Origin of the sequence: Pseudomonas sp. LAMO17WK12:I5 (genome assembly GCF_900215165.1) — a bacterium.
Taxonomy (GTDB): Bacteria; Pseudomonadota; Gammaproteobacteria; order Pseudomonadales; family Pseudomonadaceae; genus Aquipseudomonas; species Aquipseudomonas putida_A.
Window position 1 is genome coordinate 104,147 of the sequence record NZ_OBDS01000013.1, and the last position, 16,518, is coordinate 120,664.

Annotated in this window: 16 protein-coding genes; all 16 read right to left on the reverse strand. The window is 60.1% G+C overall.

Annotated features, from left to right (window positions below; all coding sequences use genetic code 11):
- Window positions 1-8: 8 nt before the first annotated feature.
- The 16 genes from fliT to CRO59_RS22835 all read right to left on the reverse strand — a co-directional run bounded on the left by fliT (window position 9) and on the right by CRO59_RS22835 (window position 16,516).
- Window positions 9-305: a flagellar protein FliT gene (fliT, locus tag CRO59_RS22760; RefSeq protein WP_007966233.1), complete on the reverse strand. Its 297-nt coding sequence runs from the start codon at window positions 303-305 to the stop codon at window positions 9-11.
- A gap of 11 nt (window positions 306-316) precedes the next feature.
- Entirely contained in the window at window positions 317-715 is a 399-nt protein-coding gene (gene fliS / locus CRO59_RS22765; protein WP_027614233.1) for a flagellar export chaperone FliS, read from the reverse strand.
- Between the two features lie 129 nt (window positions 716-844).
- Window positions 845-2,317, reverse strand: coding sequence for a flagellar filament capping protein FliD (gene fliD / locus CRO59_RS22770; RefSeq protein WP_097090142.1), 1,473 nt, complete (start codon window positions 2,315-2,317; stop codon window positions 845-847).
- An 83-nt stretch (window positions 2,318-2,400) separates the two neighbouring features.
- Window positions 2,401-2,760, reverse strand: coding sequence for a flagellar protein FlaG (locus tag CRO59_RS22775; protein WP_097090143.1), 360 nt, complete (start codon window positions 2,758-2,760; stop codon window positions 2,401-2,403).
- 73 nt (window positions 2,761-2,833) lie between these two features.
- Window positions 2,834-3,694, reverse strand: coding sequence for a flagellin domain-containing protein (locus CRO59_RS22780; protein ID WP_007958307.1), 861 nt, complete (start codon window positions 3,692-3,694; stop codon window positions 2,834-2,836).
- A gap of 237 nt (window positions 3,695-3,931) precedes the next feature.
- Window positions 3,932-4,204 carry a hypothetical protein gene (locus CRO59_RS22785; protein ID WP_097090144.1) on the reverse strand — a complete coding sequence of 91 codons (273 nt, stop codon included), beginning with the start codon at window positions 4,202-4,204 and terminating at the stop codon, window positions 3,932-3,934.
- A complete protein-coding gene (locus tag CRO59_RS22790; RefSeq protein ID WP_097090145.1) occupies window positions 4,201-5,490 on the reverse strand; it encodes a motility associated factor glycosyltransferase family protein in 1,290 nt (429 codons plus the stop codon). The genes CRO59_RS22785 and CRO59_RS22790 overlap by 4 nt, the downstream gene beginning before the upstream one ends.
- A gap of 86 nt (window positions 5,491-5,576) precedes the next feature.
- The gene (locus tag CRO59_RS22795) at window positions 5,577-6,503 is read right to left on the reverse strand and encodes a ketoacyl-ACP synthase III (RefSeq protein WP_096796272.1); all 927 of its coding nucleotides are present in this window, start codon (window positions 6,501-6,503) and stop codon (window positions 5,577-5,579) included.
- A gap of 227 nt (window positions 6,504-6,730) precedes the next feature.
- The gene (gene pseI / locus CRO59_RS22800) at window positions 6,731-7,783 is read right to left on the reverse strand and encodes a pseudaminic acid synthase (protein WP_097090146.1); all 1,053 of its coding nucleotides are present in this window, start codon (window positions 7,781-7,783) and stop codon (window positions 6,731-6,733) included.
- Complete coding sequence (pseG, locus tag CRO59_RS22805) at window positions 7,776-9,281, reverse strand: UDP-2,4-diacetamido-2,4,6-trideoxy-beta-L-altropyranose hydrolase (protein WP_097090147.1); 1,506 nt, start codon at window positions 9,279-9,281, stop codon at window positions 7,776-7,778. The genes pseI and pseG overlap by 8 nt, the downstream gene beginning before the upstream one ends.
- Window positions 9,278-9,973 carry a pseudaminic acid cytidylyltransferase gene (gene pseF / locus CRO59_RS22810; RefSeq protein ID WP_097090148.1) on the reverse strand — a complete coding sequence of 232 codons (696 nt, stop codon included), beginning with the start codon at window positions 9,971-9,973 and terminating at the stop codon, window positions 9,278-9,280. The genes pseG and pseF overlap by 4 nt, the downstream gene beginning before the upstream one ends.
- Entirely contained in the window at window positions 9,970-10,590 is a 621-nt protein-coding gene (locus CRO59_RS22815; RefSeq protein WP_097090149.1) for a pseudaminic acid biosynthesis-associated methylase, read from the reverse strand. Before CRO59_RS22815 ends, pseF begins: the two co-directional genes overlap by 4 nt.
- Window positions 10,591-10,621: 31 nt before the next feature.
- Window positions 10,622-11,779: a UDP-4-amino-4,6-dideoxy-N-acetyl-beta-L-altrosamine transaminase gene (gene pseC / locus CRO59_RS22820; RefSeq protein WP_097090150.1), complete on the reverse strand. Its 1,158-nt coding sequence runs from the start codon at window positions 11,777-11,779 to the stop codon at window positions 10,622-10,624.
- Window positions 11,776-12,777: a UDP-N-acetylglucosamine 4,6-dehydratase (inverting) gene (gene pseB, locus CRO59_RS22825; RefSeq protein ID WP_027614222.1), complete on the reverse strand. Its 1,002-nt coding sequence runs from the start codon at window positions 12,775-12,777 to the stop codon at window positions 11,776-11,778. The genes pseC and pseB overlap by 4 nt, the downstream gene beginning before the upstream one ends.
- Window positions 12,778-12,807: 30 nt before the next feature.
- Entirely contained in the window at window positions 12,808-15,723 is a 2,916-nt protein-coding gene (locus tag CRO59_RS22830) for a TIGR00180 family glycosyltransferase (protein ID WP_097090151.1), read from the reverse strand.
- Between the two features lie 55 nt (window positions 15,724-15,778).
- Window positions 15,779-16,516: a cephalosporin hydroxylase family protein gene (locus CRO59_RS22835; RefSeq protein WP_027614220.1), complete on the reverse strand. Its 738-nt coding sequence runs from the start codon at window positions 16,514-16,516 to the stop codon at window positions 15,779-15,781.
- Between the last annotated feature and the right edge of the window lie 2 nt (window positions 16,517-16,518).

The window sequence follows — 16,518 nt, forward strand, 5'->3', positions numbered from 1 at the left end:
GGGGTTAATTAACCAAACAGATGGTAAACCTTTGCCGCCTTTTGCGCTTGGGTGATCTGCGACATCTCATTGGCTATCGCCTGCCGCTCACCCATCGCCGCCTCCAGAAGCTCCTTGTAGACATGGAGCAATTCCTCAAGGTTACTGCGCAAGGCCTCCTCATCCAGCGAGGCCTCGGCCATGACGTCTTCCATGCAGGAACGGCAAGCCAGATCCAGCTCGCCAATGGCTTCCCAGTTGCGTTCGGCCAGCGCACTGACCAGCGCTTCACGGGTGTCGGCGATTCGCTGCAATACAAGACTCATGGTGCTCTCCTTTAAAACTGCGGAGCAGGCTCGGGGGCGATGGCATCCCAGCCTTCTTTGACCGTGCTCAGCAAGCCGGCGACCTCATCGAGAATGCGCGGATCGCTGTTGATGTTGGCCTCGGCGAGTCGCTTCATCATGTAGATGTACAGCCCGTCCAGATCGGCCAGTTCATCGGCACACTTTTCCAGATCCAGACCTTCGCGCAGCCCGCTGACAATGCCAATGGCCTTGCTGATCGAGGTGCATTTGCCAGGAATGTCCTTGCGCTCGATGGCACCCTTGGCCTGAGCGATGCGGGCCAGCCCGCCTTCCATCAGCATTTGCACCAGACGGTGCGGACTCGCCTCGGAGGTCTGGGCGTGCGCGCCGACTTTCTGATATTGCCGAAGGGCTAACATTGGGTTCATGTTCTACCTCATTGCCACAATGACTCGTATACCCAGTGTATCGCCAACGAATCACAGAACTTTAGATCAAAAGACAAAAACCCGGCGCACGCCGATAAAGCGTAGCCGGGTTTTTGTCGTTATTGCCTGTTACTTCGCGGATTGCTGAGCGTTCAGCGAGCTGAAGAACGACGTGATATTGCTCGCCGTCGCCTTCATCTGCCCTACCAGCAAGTCCATGGCGTTGTACTTTGCAGTCAACGTCTTGGTCAGGTTGGCAACACGCAGATCCAGCGCCAATTGCTGGCTGGTCAGGCTCTTGGTGTTGTTGTTCAGGATGGACATGCGCTGATCAAGCAGGCCTACGGCAGTAGGGGCGCTACCGGCAGGCGCCTTCAGATACGGATCCACTGCCTTGTTCATGCGCGCCAGCAGACCGTTGGTGTCGTCGGTCCCGGTGAACATCTGCTGCACCTGGCCAGCCTTGCCGGGCTGAGCCATGGTTTTGGTGAACGCAGCAGTATCAAATGTCAGGTTGCCGGTGTTGCGGTCGGTCATCACACCGATCTCCGACAGATAGGACAAAGAACCCTTTGCACCAGCACCAGGAGCAGTCAACTGGCCACGGATGTCGGCGATCAGCGAACGCGGCAACGAGTCACCGGTAAACGCCGCCTGCACTGTCAGTTTGCCGTCTTCATCAGGCGTAGCCTTGGAAAGCGTGTCGATGGTGGTCTTCAGGGTGTTGTAGGCGTCAACAAAAGCCTGAACCGAGGCCTGCAGCCCCTTGGTGTTGGTATCGACGCTGACAACGGTCGGCGTGACAACGCCACCAACGAGAGGACTGACAGTGGTCAGATTCAGGGTCAGGCCGCTGATTGCACCACTGACCGTATTGCTCTTGCTGGAAACCTGCAGGCCGTCGATGGTCACCTTGGCATCTTGTGCAGGGCCATTGACGTTGCCAGAGGCGCCTGCCGCCGGATTGGTACCCATCGGCTGAGTACCGTCGATCTCCAGACCGGCAATCCCGCTGACAGAGAGGTCGGTACCGGCGCCCGTCTTGTTCGAGCTGATCACCAGGCGTGAAGCACCGCTGCTGTCGGTCACGATGTTGGCAGAAATACCATTTGAGCCCTGAGCCGTGTTGATTGCGTCACGGGTGCTCTGCAAGGTTGCATTGGCCGGGATCGTGACATTGTAATCAGTGCCATTCTGACTGATTTTCAGGGTACCACTCGGAATGGCACTGGCAGCACCGCCGGCGAAAGAAGCGCTGGCAACTTTCGAGCCAGTGGCCAATTGGTTGACAACAACGTTGTAAGTCCCCGACACCGCGGTGTTATCGGAGGTGGCGCCGAGAATCGCTGTGTTGCTCGAGGTCGCCGTGAAACCGGCAAACGCCGGGTTGGTCTTGCTGCCCAGGTTGGTCATCGCCGTCTGGTACGCGGTCAGCGCACTCTTCAACGTGCCGACACCGGAAATCTTCAGGGTATTGGTCTTGGTCGCGGAATCGATCTGCGTCTGCTTCGGCGACTTGTCGGCGTTGACCAGCGCGGTCACGATCGCGCCGATGTCCAGGCCGGAACCCAGTCCGGAACCCGGTAGAATTGGACTTGCCATGTGCATCTCCCTTCAGATTGTTGCCAGACTTTTGACCCATCCAGGCGTCATTCAAGAAAGACAAACACTATTCATGCCAGCTATCAGACTTTGGCGTCGAACAACACATGGCTTGCGTTGGCGAGGCTGTCTGCGAGCTTGAGTGCTTCTGCGGAGGGGATCTGGCGTACCACCTCGCCCGTCTCGCTTGCGATCACCTTGACGATGACCTTGCCAGAGTGCTCGTCGATCGAGAACTCCAGGTTACGCTTGATCGATTGAACGAACTTCTCGATCTCTTGCACCGCCAGTTTCAACTTGGCGTCATCCGTTTGCTGACTTTTCCTGTCAGCGACCGGAGCGTCGACCGGTGCAACTTTTGGCGTCTCCGACGGCTTATCAGCAACAGGCGTCGCTGGCTTGGGAGCCGGATAAGACACGTTAAGCTTTACGCTCATGTCCATGCTCATCACCTCCTAACGTAAAAAAGCGAGAGAGCGCGACCAGCGCACCCTCCCGCCCAAACTCATTCCGAAATTACTGAAGCAGCTTCAGTACAGCGGAAGGCAGTTGGTTGGCTTGAGCCAGAACAGAGGTCGAAGCCTGTTGCAGGGTTTGCTGCTTGGTCAGGTTAGCAGTCTCTGCGGCGAAGTCGGTATCTTGTACGCGACCTTGTGCAGCAGTGGTGTTCTCGGTGATGTTCTGCAAGTTCTGGATGGTGCTGGTCAGACGGTTTTGCGAAGCACCCAGGCTGGCACGAGTTGCACCGATTGCAGCGATAGCGGCGTCGATTGCAGTGATCGCGTTGTCGATGTTCTGCGAAGCAGAACCAGCGCCAGTACCGGTGGTACCAGTCAGAACTACAGTACCGCTACCTACGGACAGGCTGACGGCGTCGAACTTGGAGCTCAGTACCAGGTCGATGTGGTTAGCCGAACCGGTGTTTGCGCCAACTTGCAGGGTTACAGTACCAGCCGAACCGTCCAGCAGGTTTTTGCCGTTCAGGTTGGTAGCAGCCGAGATACGGGTGATTTCGTCAGACATCTGAGCGAATTCAGCGTTGGTTGCGGTCTGGTCAGCAGTGCCGTTGGTGCCGTTACGTGCTTTAACAGCCAGTTCACGCATACGCTGCAGGATGTCGGTCGAAGCTTGCAGAGCGCCTTCAGCGGTCTGAGCAACGGAGATACCGTCGTTGGCGTTCTGGATGGCTTGGGTGTTACCACGGATCTGCGAAGACATACGGTTCGAGATCTGCAGGCCAGCAGCGTCGTCTTTTGCGCTGTTGATTTTCAGGCCGGAAGACAGGCGCTGCATCGAAGTCGACAGAGCGTCGGAAGCGCGGTTCAGGTTCTTTTGAACGTTCAGCGACGTGGTGTTGGTGTTTACTGTTAAAGCCATGACGAATTCCTCGTTGGTTGGGTACTGCGGCTTCCGGCCCTGGCAACCGCCTGGAATGGCCTAGAGAACCTTCGTAATAGTTATCGTCGGGTTGGCAAGTTGCTTGAGGGCTTTTTGAAAAAAATTTGCCATCACCCTGCCACCCCCGAGAAAACAAGGGCTTAGCGCCCTCCCACCTGCGAAAAAATGACGCCATAAAACCGACCCGCGCGCAAAGCCGCGGGCCAGTGCGGTCGCTCATTTTGCCGATCGTGCTTTTTGCAACACTTCGATCAGCTCGTACTCCATCCAGTCAGCCAGCCCCAACCAGTCCTGACGCTCCTGACAATCGAGCATGTGCGTGAGTACAAAGGACCAGTCCTGCTGAATCGGCGCAGGCGCAGTTATCAGCAACTGCTGCGCGCCCTCGAACACATCGACCATATCCAGCGCCGCCTCGACATCACGCCCTAGACGAAACAGCCCGGCGCAGTGGCGGCACTCGTCGACGCACTGCTCAATCGTTGTCATTGCACAAACTCCTGATTGAACTGCGTCCCGGCGATCAGTGCGCCCGCGCGACTGCTGTTGAAAAACTGCACCTGCGGATGCGCGGCGATATAGCGCTCCAGCACACACAGATAGCCGCGAAAGTTCAGTTGGGTGCTGACCCGCTGGCCATGGCCGTCCTGCACCCAATGCCGCGCCTGATCGACCCCTGGCCCCAGATCACCGTCATTCCAGCCAGCATGGGTCTTGTTCATCGGGAAGGCGAAGTCGGCGCCAAACAGGGTAATGCGCGACGCGCCCATCTTCACCGCCAGATCCACCGCCGGATGAATCACGCTGCCACCGACATGCAGTTGTCCGCGCGGGTATTGCTCACGCAACGCGGCATACACCGGGCTGGCCGAGTAACCGCCGTAACGCTTGCCCTTCCAGGCGGTCAGCACCGCAGGATCGCTCATAGGCAGATACACCAGCGGGATGCCAGCGGAGTCCTCGAACGGCAAATGCCGGAAGCTGATGCGCTGATCGATGGTGACCACCAGATCCGGGACGATGCCGTGTTCGCGCAGTGGCCGGTAAGCGGTATCGACGCACATCAACAATGGACGTTCAGCCTGCGCATGCACCGCCGCCAGACGCTGGAAATGCCCTTCCAGCGTCGGCCCGGTGCCGATCACATAGATTTCCCGGCCATTGGCGCTGCCGAACAACTGCGCCACATCATCATCGCCGAGCAACACCGGCAGGCAGTCCTGCAAACGCTGTTGAATGAACGGCAAGTTTGGATCGAACTCGCGATTGTTGAAGCTCAGGTGCACTTCGCTGACCAGCCGATCGCGGATCTTCGCGTTGAAATCATCAGCCAGCAGCATCTCGGCCGGCAGGGCGAAGAACGGTGTGCAGATGTCTGACAGATCACCGGCATAGAACAGCTGCACACGCGGATCTTCCAGCCACGGGCGCTGATCGAGCAGTTGCAGCACCAGCGCGAACACCGCGCCATTGAGGATATGCACGTACAACCGCTCAAGGCCAGCGCGCTCCAGCAGCACCGTTGGCAAATCGCCGAGGCCAGTGCCGTAGACATGCAACTGCGATTTTTCCGCCAGGCTGGCCGCCTGGATGCGGGCTTCATGGAGGCGGTCGTGGCGACTGGTCAGTTGAATGCCATTGACGCTGAGCGTCGAGCCCAAGCCCTGCACTAGTTCGGCTTGAACGACTGAGGTGTCTTCAGCCAGCAACCGCTCGAACAACGCCGGCCAGCGTTGCTGGATGACCTGGGCGTTGGGTTGGAAAAACTCGCTCATGCCGCCTAGCGCTCCATTCAGGCAAAAAAAATAGCGCTCAAGGGTAACCTTGAACGCTATTTTTGTATCCGCCGTTTTTGACCGACTCAAGGACGATAGATGATCGCCGAGCCCCACGACAGACCGACACCGAAACCGCTCAGGGCAATGCGCTGCCAGTCGGAATCGAGTACGTGTTTTTCCAGCAGCAACGGAATGCTCGACGAGACGGTATTGCCGGTCTCGACCATATCCTTGATGAACTTCTCCGGCTCGCCTTCGAAACGGCGGGCCACCGCATCGACAATCGCCGCACTGCCCTGGTGAATGCAGAAGGCGTCGATGTCGTCAGCCTTCAGGCCGGAGTCGTCGAGCAATTCGTGCAAGTGCGCCGGGACTTTGAGCAGCGCGAAGTTGAACACCTGACGGCCGTTCATGAAGAACACGCCATCGGTGACTTTCAGGTGCGGTGCGCCGGAACCGTCGGTGCCGAACTTGGCCTTGCCCAGCGCCCATGAAGGATCTTCGCCCATCCAGGTCGCGGTGGCGGCATCGCCGAAGAGCATGGTGGTGTTGCGGTCTTCCGGGTCGACGATTTTCGAATACGGGTCAGCGGTGATCAGCAGGCCGTTCTTCAGGCCGGCGGCTTCCATGAAGCCCTTGATCGCGTAGATGCCGTAGACGTAACCGGAGCAGCCCAGGGAAATATCGAACGCCGCGACATTAGTCGGCAGACCGAGTTTGTCCTGGACGATGGCAGCGGTGTGCGGCAGACCTTCTTCGTCACCGTTCTGGGTGACGACGATCAGCGCGTCGATCGATTCACGCTTCAGTTCAGGGTTGCTGGCAAACAGCGCATTGGCCGCTTCCACGCACAGATCGGAGGTTTCCTGTTCAGCGTCTTTGCGCGGCAGGAAGGCCGAACCGATTTTGCCGAGGATGAATTCTTCATCCTTCTCGAATTTTGCACCTTGTGCGTAATTGTCCACGCCGGCTACAGGAACGTAGCTCGCAATGCTTTTTATGCCAATCATTACGGCTTCCCAATAAAAAACAGCCCAAAACCACCGCTCGCAAGGATTCGAGGGGCGCCGACAAACAGAAAACGGCCGCCACAAAGGGCAGCCACGGGGAGCGCAAAGGGCTATCACTGGAACCGATTACACGGCCAGGCGCCATCTCCCCGGTCAATACAATACAGTGAAGATGCGCGTTATGACTCGCAGGTCACGCTATTTTGCCGAATCGGTTGCAGATCGGGTTATTCGACCAACGACCAGTCCAGCGGCGTGCCACGTTTGATCGCCTGACGAGCGCGGCGACCGAGGACGGCATCGGTGTGCTTGGGCGGCAGACCGAGACCTGGGCGAATGGCGCGCAGATTGTCCCCGGAAAAGGCTTCACCGGCCGCCATGTCGGCAGTGACGTACAGCGAACGGCGATAGACCAGCGACTTGCGCTCGGCCTCGGTGACGCCGTAATGCACTTGGCCCATGGCCTGCCAGGCGCGTTCGGTTTCCACCACCAGACTGGCCAGCTCCGCAGGTTCCAGCGAAAAACTGGCGTCGACCCCGCCCGCCGAACGGTCGAGAGTGAAGTGTTTCTCCACTACCGTCGCCCCGAGCGCCACAGCGGCCACGGACACGCCAACGCCCATGGAGTGATCGGAAAGACCTACCTCGCAACCGAACAGTTCACGCAGATGCGGGATCGTGCGCACATTGCTGTTGAGCGGCGTTGCCGGGTAAGTGCTGGTACATTTGAGCAGCACCAGATCCTTGCACCCTGCCTCGCGGGCGGCGCGCACGGTTTCGTCGAGCTCGGCGATGCTGGCCATGCCGGTGGAGATGATCAGCGGTTTGCCGGTCGCGGCCACACGGCGGATCAACGGCAGGTCGGTGTTTTCGAAACTGGCGATCTTGTACGCCGGCACATCGAGGCTTTCGAGAAAGTCCACCGCCGTGTCATCGAACGGCGTCGAGAACGCGAGCATGCCCAACGCTTTGGCCCGGGCAAAAATCGGCGCGTGCCACTCCCATGGGGTATGAGCTTTCTCATACAGGTCGAACAGCGAAGTGCCGGCCCACAGGCTGTTCGGGTCCTTGATGAAAAACTCGCCCTCGGCCAGATCCAGAGTCATGGTCTGCGCGGTGTAAGTCTGCAACTTCAAGGCGTGCGCGCCAGCCTTGGCGGCGGCTTCGACAATCTGCAGGGCCACCTCCAGCGACTGGTTATGGTTGCCGCTCATCTCGGCAATGATGAACGGCGGCGCATCGGCACCGATCAGACGCTCGCCAATCTTGAAACTACTCATCGCGGTGATCCTTCAAAACCTTGGTGAACGCGCAGGCATTCTGGGTGAATCCGGCGTCACGAAACACATTCAAAGACGAACGATTGCCCGGCAGCACCTGAGCGGTGATAACGGTCATCTGCGGCCAGTGCTCGCGGACGAACGCCTCGCCTCGCGCCAGCAGCGCCCTGCCCCAGCCGAGACCGAGCCGTCCTTCCAGCAGATACAGCGACACTTCGGCTTCAAAGCCGCGCAGGTCATAACGCAAGACGCCGACCGCGCCGTCATCGGCCTGCGCAATCAACAGCAGACGCTGCGGATTGCGCAGGCTCGCATTCAGCCAGTTCAGGTGCTGCGGCCATTCGATTGCAGCCGTGTCCAGTGACCAGCGCCGCACAGCCTCGGCATTGCGCCCGTCGAACAGTAATTGCGCATCATCGAGGGTCGCCGGGCGCAGCTTGAGCACCGCACCGGCCAGCGCCGCCGCCACGCGCAACGCACCGCGCCCATCGACCAGTTGCCGTGAACGCTCGGCCAGACTCTGGCGCAGATAGACATTGTCGACGACAAAACCGATGGCGTTGCGCATTTGTTCGACGCTGACCTGCTCGCGGGCGCCCATGAACACATGCGCCCCCGCCGCCGCCATCACTTCGCCGTTGGCCTGCTGATTGTTCGATACCGCGATGCAGAGGGTCGGCAGGCCGAGGGCTGCACGCTCCCAACTGGTGCCGCCGCCGGCGCCGATAAACAGATCGGCTTCGGTCATGCGTTGTTGGAAATCGCTGACGAAACTGTGCAGACGCCAATGCGGCCGTGTTGCGGCCAGTGCCTGCATTTGCGCCCACGCAGGATTGTCTGCACCGGCGACGAAATCCACTTCCAGCTCTGCGAAGTCCTGCAGCGCCCACATCGCGTGATGGGTCTGCATCGCCGCATCGAAACCACCGAAATTCACCAGCACCCGGCGCGCCTTGGGCTTGATCGCAATGGCCGGGCAGACGAACTCCTCGCGCAGCATGGCGTAGCGCGGACCGAGCAAGGTGCGGCAGTCTTCGGGCAGCAGCGGCGCATAGTTTGCGCTGAGGCCGGACAGGTTCTGATTGAGCAGCAGATCAACGCTGTAACGGCGGGTGGCGAGATCGTCCACCGCCGCAATCCGTGGCGCCCAACGACGGGCAGCGGTTTGCCAGTGATGATCAAGGCCGTAGTGGTCGGCGATGATCCAGTCGAATGCGGCGTGACCTGCCAGCAAGGCATCCAGCGCCTCAATGTCCGCCTGCCACGGCAGCATCGATTCAATGGCTTGCTGCGGGTCTTCGTCGGGGTAGACGTCCGGCAAGGCGAAGGTCTCGAAACCTTCGGCAGCCAAGGCATCGAGCCGATGCCCGGGCAACCGCCGACAGGCAAACGCGACATGACTGCCCTGTTTGCGCAGCACTCGCGCCAGCGTCAGGCAACGGGCAATGTGGCCACTGCCGATGGTCGGCGAAGCGTCAGCGCGGATCAGCACTCTCATTGCAGTTCTCCGCCGGCCTTGAGCGCGGCGTAGAGGTATTCGGCGCGTTTCCAGTCTTGCAGTGTGTCGATGTCCTGTACCAGATGTCGCGGCAGAATGACCGGCAGACTCGCGGACGAATACAACACTTCACCGCGCAACCACGCCTCGCTGCGACCCCAGTAAAACTGGCCGGCGTCCTGAAAGGCCTCGGGCAGATCCTGCGAGCGGGTTTGGCGAAATTCCGGGTACAACGCGGTCAATGCGCCCTGCCCGTCCAGCGTCAGCGCCCGCTGCACGGGGAAACCAAAGCTGCACACGGAGAACGCAAAGGCTTTGTCCGGGTGCTGCTGCAGCAACTCGAATCCCTCGCGCAAAAAACGCGCCTGCAACAACGGCGCCGTGGCGTACACGCAGCAGGCGTAATCGAAGGCTGGCAGTTGCTGCAAGGCATGCACGATCACCGCAGCGGTGCCGGTGAAATCATCCGCCAGTTCAGCCGGGCGCAGGAACGGCACTTGCGCGCCATGGGCCAGCGCCAGCTCGGCAATGTCGGCGTCATCGGTACTGACCACGACCTGTTCGAACAGGCCACTGTCGAGCGCCGTACGGATCGAGCGGACAATCATCGGCACACCGTCGAACGGCAACAGATTCTTGCGCGGGATGCGCTTGCTGCCACCACGGGCCGGGATGATTGCGACGCTGTTCAAGGACGTTTTTCCAGCAGAAACCAGGTGATGTCGTCCACCGGGAATTGCCGGTCACGGTGATAACCAAAGCCGTAATCAAGCAATTGCAGATCGGCATAACGATCGAGCATTTCCCCGGCGAAATCGCGCTTGAACAGCTTGCCGCTGTTGCCGCGATAGGACACTTCCACCGGCGCCGGATTGTAGTATTCGGCGATCAGGATGTAGCGCTGGCTCAGCTCATACAGCTGCGCATAGGCGGTCGGCAGCAGCTCCGGCGCCAGATGGATCAGCACGCCTTTGCTCAGGGTCAGGTCGTAGCTGCGCTCGCGGGGAAAATCGAACAGCGAGCCGTGCCAGATCTGCGCGATGCCCAGTGCCCGCGCCTGAGCACAGGCGCTTTCATTGATCTCAACGCCGAACAATTCACTGTGCGGCAGCAGTTGACGCAGCGCCTGCAGGTTGTTGCCGGCATTGGTGCCCAGCTCGACCACACTGTCGATGCGCCCGGCGCGGCTCAGGGCCTTGGCGAACAACGCCAGGTTGGCCGCGACCAGCGGCTGACCGACGTTGCGATCGACGTACTGGTTGCCGAAATCGCCCTGCCAGAATTTTTCCTGTTCACTCAGATCACGCATTGCACAGTCTCATTCGCCGCCGCAGCGGGATTCATTCGGTCAGCCGGCGCAATTGCTCGACCACATGATCCTGCTGCTCGTCACTGAGCAGCGGATACAGCGGCAGACTGATCGCCTCGGCGTAATAACGCTCGGCTTCTGGGAAGTCGCCCTCGGCGAAACCCAGTTCGCGATAGTACGGCTGCAAATGCACCGGAATATAGTGCAGGTTCACGCCGATACCGGCGGCACGCAAGCCTTCGAACACCTGACGATGGGTCAGGCCGATGCGTTCGGTCTGCAAGCGCACCACGTACAGGTGCCACGCCGATTCCGCCTCCGGCTGCGCGCTGGGCAAGCTCAGTGGCAGGTAGGCCAGCAACCGGTCGTAACGCGCCGCCAGTTCGCGGCGACGGGCGATAAACCCGTCCAGTTTGGCCAGTTGCGACAGACCCAGCGCCGCTTGCAAATCGGTGATCCGGTAATTGAAGCCCAGCTCGATCTGCTGGTAATACCACGGGCCGTGGCTGGGTTCGCTCATATGCTGCGGATCGCGGGTCATGCCGTGGCTGCGCAGGCGTTGCAGACGCTCGGCCAGTTGCGGGCGATTGGTCAGGACCATGCCGCCTTCGGCACTGGTGATGATCTTCACCGGGTGGAAACTGAACACGGTCATCGCCGCAAACTCCCCGCAACCCACCGGACGCCCGGCGTAGCTGGCGCCCACCGCGTGCGAGGCGTCTTCGATCACCGTGAAGTTGTAGCGCTCGGCCAGTTCGGCAATCTTGCGCAGGTCGCAGCTCTGCCCGGAGAACGCCACCGCCACCAGTACTTTCGGCAACGTGCCGTCCTGCTCGGCCTGATCGAGCTTCGCGGCGAGGGCGAAGGCATCGAGGTTCCAGGTCAGCGGATCGATGTCGACGAAATCCACGTCGGCGCCGCAATAGCGCCCGCAGTTGGCTGAGGCCAGAAAAGTGTTCGGCGTGGTCCACAAGCGATCACCCGGGCCAAGGCCGGCAGCGAGGCAAGCGATGTGCAGCGCCGCGGTGGCGTTGCACACCGCCACCGCGAAGTCGGCCTGGCATCGTTCGGCCATTGCCTGCTCGAAACGCTCGATAGTTGGCCCTTGAGTCAGCCAGTCCGATTGCAGAACCTCGACCACTGCATCGATGTCCGCCTGATCAACGCTCTGCCGACCGTAGGGAATCATGCCGACAACTTCGCGTGCAGCTCGGCGATCTGCCCGACCGAGAGGTAGTGCGGGTTGGTGTCGGAGCGATATTCGAAATCTTCACTCACCGGCCGCCCATGTTCGCCAAGCTTGTCGATGGAGAAATCGACATCGACGCTGGTAAAGCGGATGGAAGGCTGGATGGTGTAGTGGTCTTCGAATTCCAGGGTCATCCTTGCATCGTCCAGCGGCACCATCAGTTCATGCAGTTTTTCCCCGGGACGAATACCGACGTTCTTGTGCGGCAGATGCTCGGCCATGCCCCGCGCCAGATCGACGATGCGAATCGACGGGATCTTCGGCACGAACACTTCGCCGCCGTGCATCCGCGCAAAGCTGTCGAGAACAAACTGCACGCCATGATCCAGAGTGATCCAGAAACGGGTCATGCGCTCGTCGGTGATCGGCAACTCCTGCGCACCGTCGGCAATCAGCTTGCTGAAAAACGGTACGACCGAGCCACGGGATCCGGCCACGTTGCCGTAGCGCACCACGGCAAAACGCGTTTGTTGTTCGCCGGCAATGTTGTTGGCGGCGACGAACAACTTGTCCGAGAGCAGCTTGGTCGCACCGTACAGGTTGATCGGGCTGGCGGCCTTGTCGGTGGACAGCGCGACGACTTTCTTCACGCCATTGTCGATGGCGGCGGCGATGATGTTCTCCGCACCATTGACGTTGGTGCGGATGCACTCGGTCGGGTTGTACTCCGCCGCCGGCACCTGCTTGAGCGCCGCCGCGTGCACCACGTAGTCGATGCCGCGCATGGCCTGCCGCAGCCGGTCGGCGTCGCGCACGTCACCGAGAAAGTAACGCATGCACGGCGCGTTGAACGTCTGCTGCATTTCGTACTGCTTGAGCTCATCGCGGGAGAACACCACCACGCGCTTGGGCTGGTATTGCTCAAGCAGACGGGCGATGAATTTGCGCCCGAACGAGCCGGTGCCGCCAGAGATGAAGATCGATTTACCGTTGAACATGTGCTGATTCCTGTTCCTTGTCCGACGGACTCAAGCGAGTAACTGCGACCAGTCCAGCGACGCACTGTCGTTCAGACCATACCCTTTGCCGCTCAGGCTCAGGTTGGCGTTGTACGCCTGATCCTGAGCGAACGCGGCGGCCCATTTTTCCTGTAGCGCTGCCAGTGCCTGGGGTGCCTGGGCAATCGCGCCCTGATGCAGGACCTGCACCGACGGCGTCCATACCGTGAGGTAACCGGCCTGAGCGGCTTTCAGACACAGATCGACATCGTTGAAAGCGTCGCCGAATGTGCTGTCGTCCAGACCACCCAATGCTTCAAACAGTTCTTTGCGCACCATCAGGCACACGCTCGATACCGCCGAGCAGTTCTGCTCCACCGACAACCGGTACAGATAGCCGTCGGCATCATGTTTCTCACCGACGAACGCCGAACCCACCCCGCCATGCATACCAAGGATCAGCCCGGCCTGGCTGACTTTGCCGTCGCGATCGACCAGCTTCGGCCCAACCACGCCGATTTCCGGACGCAGGGCATGGTTGAGCAGCGAGTCCAGCCAGTTCGGGTTGACCACTTCCGCGTCGGCCGCAAGCAATACCAGGTATTCGCCCTGCGCCTGGCGGCTGGCGGCGTTGAGCAATGCCGGTACGCTCAGTGATTGATCGGCACGCAGCACCTGGACTTTCGGATGCTGGTACGTACCCAGCCAGTCATTGACCTGGGCCGATTGCGTGGCCGTGGTGGCGATCAGGATCTCGTAATGGTGATAACGGGTGCGCAGTTGCACCCCTTCGAGACAGCGTTGCAGGGCGGGCAGGTCATCGCCGGCCGGAATCACGATCGATACCAGAGGACGATCACTGTGGTGGTAATCGATCTGATAAATGCCCTGCACCGCCGAGGTGACCTTGGCCTTGTAGCCGCGATTGCCCAGGTGGCGCAACAGCGCCAGACGCTCATGCGCGTTTTCTTCCAGCGACGCGGCTTCGGTGATCAGCAGCGGCTCGTCGAGGTGGGCCAGGCTGTTCAAACCGTGCTCTTCGATGATGCGCAGCAGCACGTCAAATTCCAGCGCCTTGTTGAAATCGGCGCGGTAGCCGCCTACCTCGATCAAAGCGTCACGCCGCACCAGCCAGTGTCGCGCCATCAGGCCCGGCAGGCTCAAGAGCAGGTCAAGGTTGAAGCCGGGACGGAACACATCCATCAGCGCGCCCTTCTCCCCGCGCTGAATCTCGTCGGTGGAAACAGCACGGCAATCGCCTGCGGACATCAACTCCAGGCTGGCGCGCAACAAACCACTGGCGGTGAACTCGTCGCCCGCCTCGGCCAGCAGCACCCAGTCGCACGGCGACTGACGGGCACTCTGATTGAGTTTATCGACCAGGTTGGCCGGCGTAACCCGGACAAAGTGCAAAGTGTTCTGCGCCGTGGTGGCCGCCGGCGCTTCGCCGGTGGTGAACACGACAATTCTGAACGCCTTGCATTGGCCTTCGAGCAGGCTGTCGAGGCTGACCTGCAACTTGTCGATGTCATCGTCCAGATCCAGCAGGAAGATGCCGAACTGCGGGCCACCGCCGTTGACCGACAGGTGCTCGGCAATCGATGCCAACTGAGCACCATCGGCCTGACGCGAATCCAGCCACTTGAGCAGTCGGCCGGACTGCGTCTGGTCGAACACCTGATGATGGTCTTCCAGCGTCAACGCTTCGAGACGAGCATTCCAGTCGCGCATGTTCTGCGCTTCTTCGTCCTCGCCGGCCAGTTCCAGCTGTTGTGCCAGACGCTTGACCACGGTGCGGTTGAACGCATTGAGGTCGTGCGCCTGCCACAAGCGATCCAGAACACTTTCCGGGGTATCGTTGTTGCGCGCCTGCAGCAAGTGCGCCTGACGGGTCCACACACCCTCCAGGTCGCGCAGTTGAATGCGCCCGGCGGGCATGGCGTGCAGCATGAATTCGAACTGTTCCAGACGATCGAAAAATGGCTGGTTGTAAAACGGCATCTCGACGTATTGCAAAGGCCCGAACCGCCGGTCAGGCCTCTTGAGCGACTGATTCCAGGTGGACTGAATAATCAGTTCTGCCGTCAGTGCCCGGCCGCTTTGCAGGCTGTCGACCATCGCCTCGAAGCTCTGCAGGGCAAACGCCTTGCCCTGTTGCGCATCAAGATCCTTGATACCGGTCGGCAGCGACGCAAGGAATTCAGCGAACGCTTCTCGCTCGGCGACCGATTTGGCGTCGACGTAAGTCAACGAGTGATACACCTCGGTGCTGTGCTCGGAATTGCCGTAGTTGATCTCGCGCACCACATAGGGCATCGGCAGAATCCGCGCCTTGGCACTCGCCAGCAGGAAGTACACGTGGCCGATTTCCTGCCACTGGAAATTGGTACCCGCCGGCAATGCCGAGTGCCAGGTTTTCATCAGGTCAGTACGGGTCACCGCATAAAACGGCGGGATGTACTGACTCATGTAGTCGATAACCCGATCCTGAGCCCGCTCGGACGCATAGTCTTCCTGGACTTTCTTGTCGCGACGGTAATAGCTCACACCACCCGACAGCGTCAGGTACATCAGGCAATAGCCATGGCACATGCCATAGTCCGGATTCGCCTGAAGGAAACCGACGGACTCGGCCAGCGAATCGTGCAGGATGAAATCGTCGTCAGCCGCCAGCACCATGTACGGCGTGGTCAGTCGCTCTACACCGTACGCCAGTTTGGCCTGCATGCCCCAGTAGGCGAATTGCGGCACGTGATGGTAATCGACGGCGGAAAAATCCCCCTCCGGCCGCTCGGGTGTGGAGTCCAGCACCATGATCCGGCAGGGCAAGCTGCTGTAATACTTCACCGCCCGACGCAGGAACGCCGGCCGATTGTGAGTAATCAGCACCACGGTCAACAGCTCGTTGAGCGGTAGCGCCAGTTCAGAACTGTACTTGCCTTGCATAACTTCTCTCCACAACCGGCGACTCGCCGAGATAACGCTTTGGTGATGGTGCGAATTAACGAACGCGACGCAGATAGCCGTCCGGCGCCACGGTGATCAGCAGCTTGTTCTGCAACTGCTGGTCGATCTCGAAGTCCTGGTTCTCTTCCAGGTACTTCCACACCGCGGTTTTCGGATTGTCGCCCGGGCCCCATGGACGATCCGGGAAGAAATCGGCCGGCATGTCTTCGACCACGGTGTCCATCACCACGCAGTAGCTGTCGACCGAGACCAGCGGCGCATACAGGCGCAGCTCTTCGAGCACGTGGTCGTGGGTGTGGTTGGAGTCGAGCACCAGAATGACCTTCTTGCCTTTGGCCGCAGCCTGCACCTGAGCGGCGATGGCCGGGTCGATGCTCGAACCTTCGATCATCTTGATGCGCTTGGCCATCGGGTGGCTTTCGATCGCTTCACGGTTGTGCGGGCGGATGTCGAGGTCGATGCCCAGCACTTCACCGTGACCTTGCAGTTCCAGCAATGAGGCGTAGTAGATGATCGAACCGCCGTGGGCGATGCCGCACTCGATGACCAGATCCGGCTTGACCTGCCAGATGATCTCCTGCATTGCCATCATGTCCTGCGGCAGCTGGATGATCGGGCGGCCCATCCACGAGAAGTGATAGCTGTACTTGTGTTTGGCCGATTCGTTGAAGAAATCACGGGCCAGGCCAGTGAGTTTCTGGTCGTCACCCTGCTGGGCGATCTGCTCGCGGCACTCGGCTTCGAAAGCTTGGTTGATGCTGTTGTCGGTCATGT

Coding starts and splice junctions, on each gene's coding strand:
- fliS (WP_027614233.1), bottom strand. CDS start 715: ATGAACCCAATGTTAGCCCTTCGGCAATATCAGAAAGTCGGCGCGCAC.
- pseC (WP_097090150.1), bottom strand. CDS start 11,779: ATGATTCCCTACGGTCGGCAGAGCGTTGATCAGGCGGACATCGATGCA.
- CRO59_RS22785 (WP_097090144.1), bottom strand. CDS start 4,204: ATGACAACGATTGAGCAGTGCGTCGACGAGTGCCGCCACTGCGCCGGG.
- pseI (WP_097090146.1), bottom strand. CDS start 7,783: ATGAGTAGTTTCAAGATTGGCGAGCGTCTGATCGGTGCCGATGCGCCG.
- pseB (WP_027614222.1), bottom strand. CDS start 12,777: ATGTTCAACGGTAAATCGATCTTCATCTCTGGCGGCACCGGCTCGTTC.
- CRO59_RS22795 (WP_096796272.1), bottom strand. CDS start 6,503: ATGATTGGCATAAAAAGCATTGCGAGCTACGTTCCTGTAGCCGGCGTG.
- CRO59_RS22815 (WP_097090149.1), bottom strand. CDS start 10,590: ATGCGTGATCTGAGTGAACAGGAAAAATTCTGGCAGGGCGATTTCGGC.
- CRO59_RS22835 (WP_027614220.1), bottom strand. CDS start 16,516: ATGACCGACAACAGCATCAACCAAGCTTTCGAAGCCGAGTGCCGCGAG.
- pseG (WP_097090147.1), bottom strand. CDS start 9,281: ATGAGAGTGCTGATCCGCGCTGACGCTTCGCCGACCATCGGCAGTGGC.
- fliT (WP_007966233.1), bottom strand. CDS start 305: ATGAGTCTTGTATTGCAGCGAATCGCCGACACCCGTGAAGCGCTGGTC.
- CRO59_RS22790 (WP_097090145.1), bottom strand. CDS start 5,490: ATGAGCGAGTTTTTCCAACCCAACGCCCAGGTCATCCAGCAACGCTGG.
- CRO59_RS22780 (WP_007958307.1), bottom strand. CDS start 3,694: ATGGCTTTAACAGTAAACACCAACACCACGTCGCTGAACGTTCAAAAG.
- CRO59_RS22830 (WP_097090151.1), bottom strand. CDS start 15,723: ATGCAAGGCAAGTACAGTTCTGAACTGGCGCTACCGCTCAACGAGCTG.
- CRO59_RS22775 (WP_097090143.1), bottom strand. CDS start 2,760: ATGGACATGAGCGTAAAGCTTAACGTGTCTTATCCGGCTCCCAAGCCA.
- fliD (WP_097090142.1), bottom strand. CDS start 2,317: ATGGCAAGTCCAATTCTACCGGGTTCCGGACTGGGTTCCGGCCTGGAC.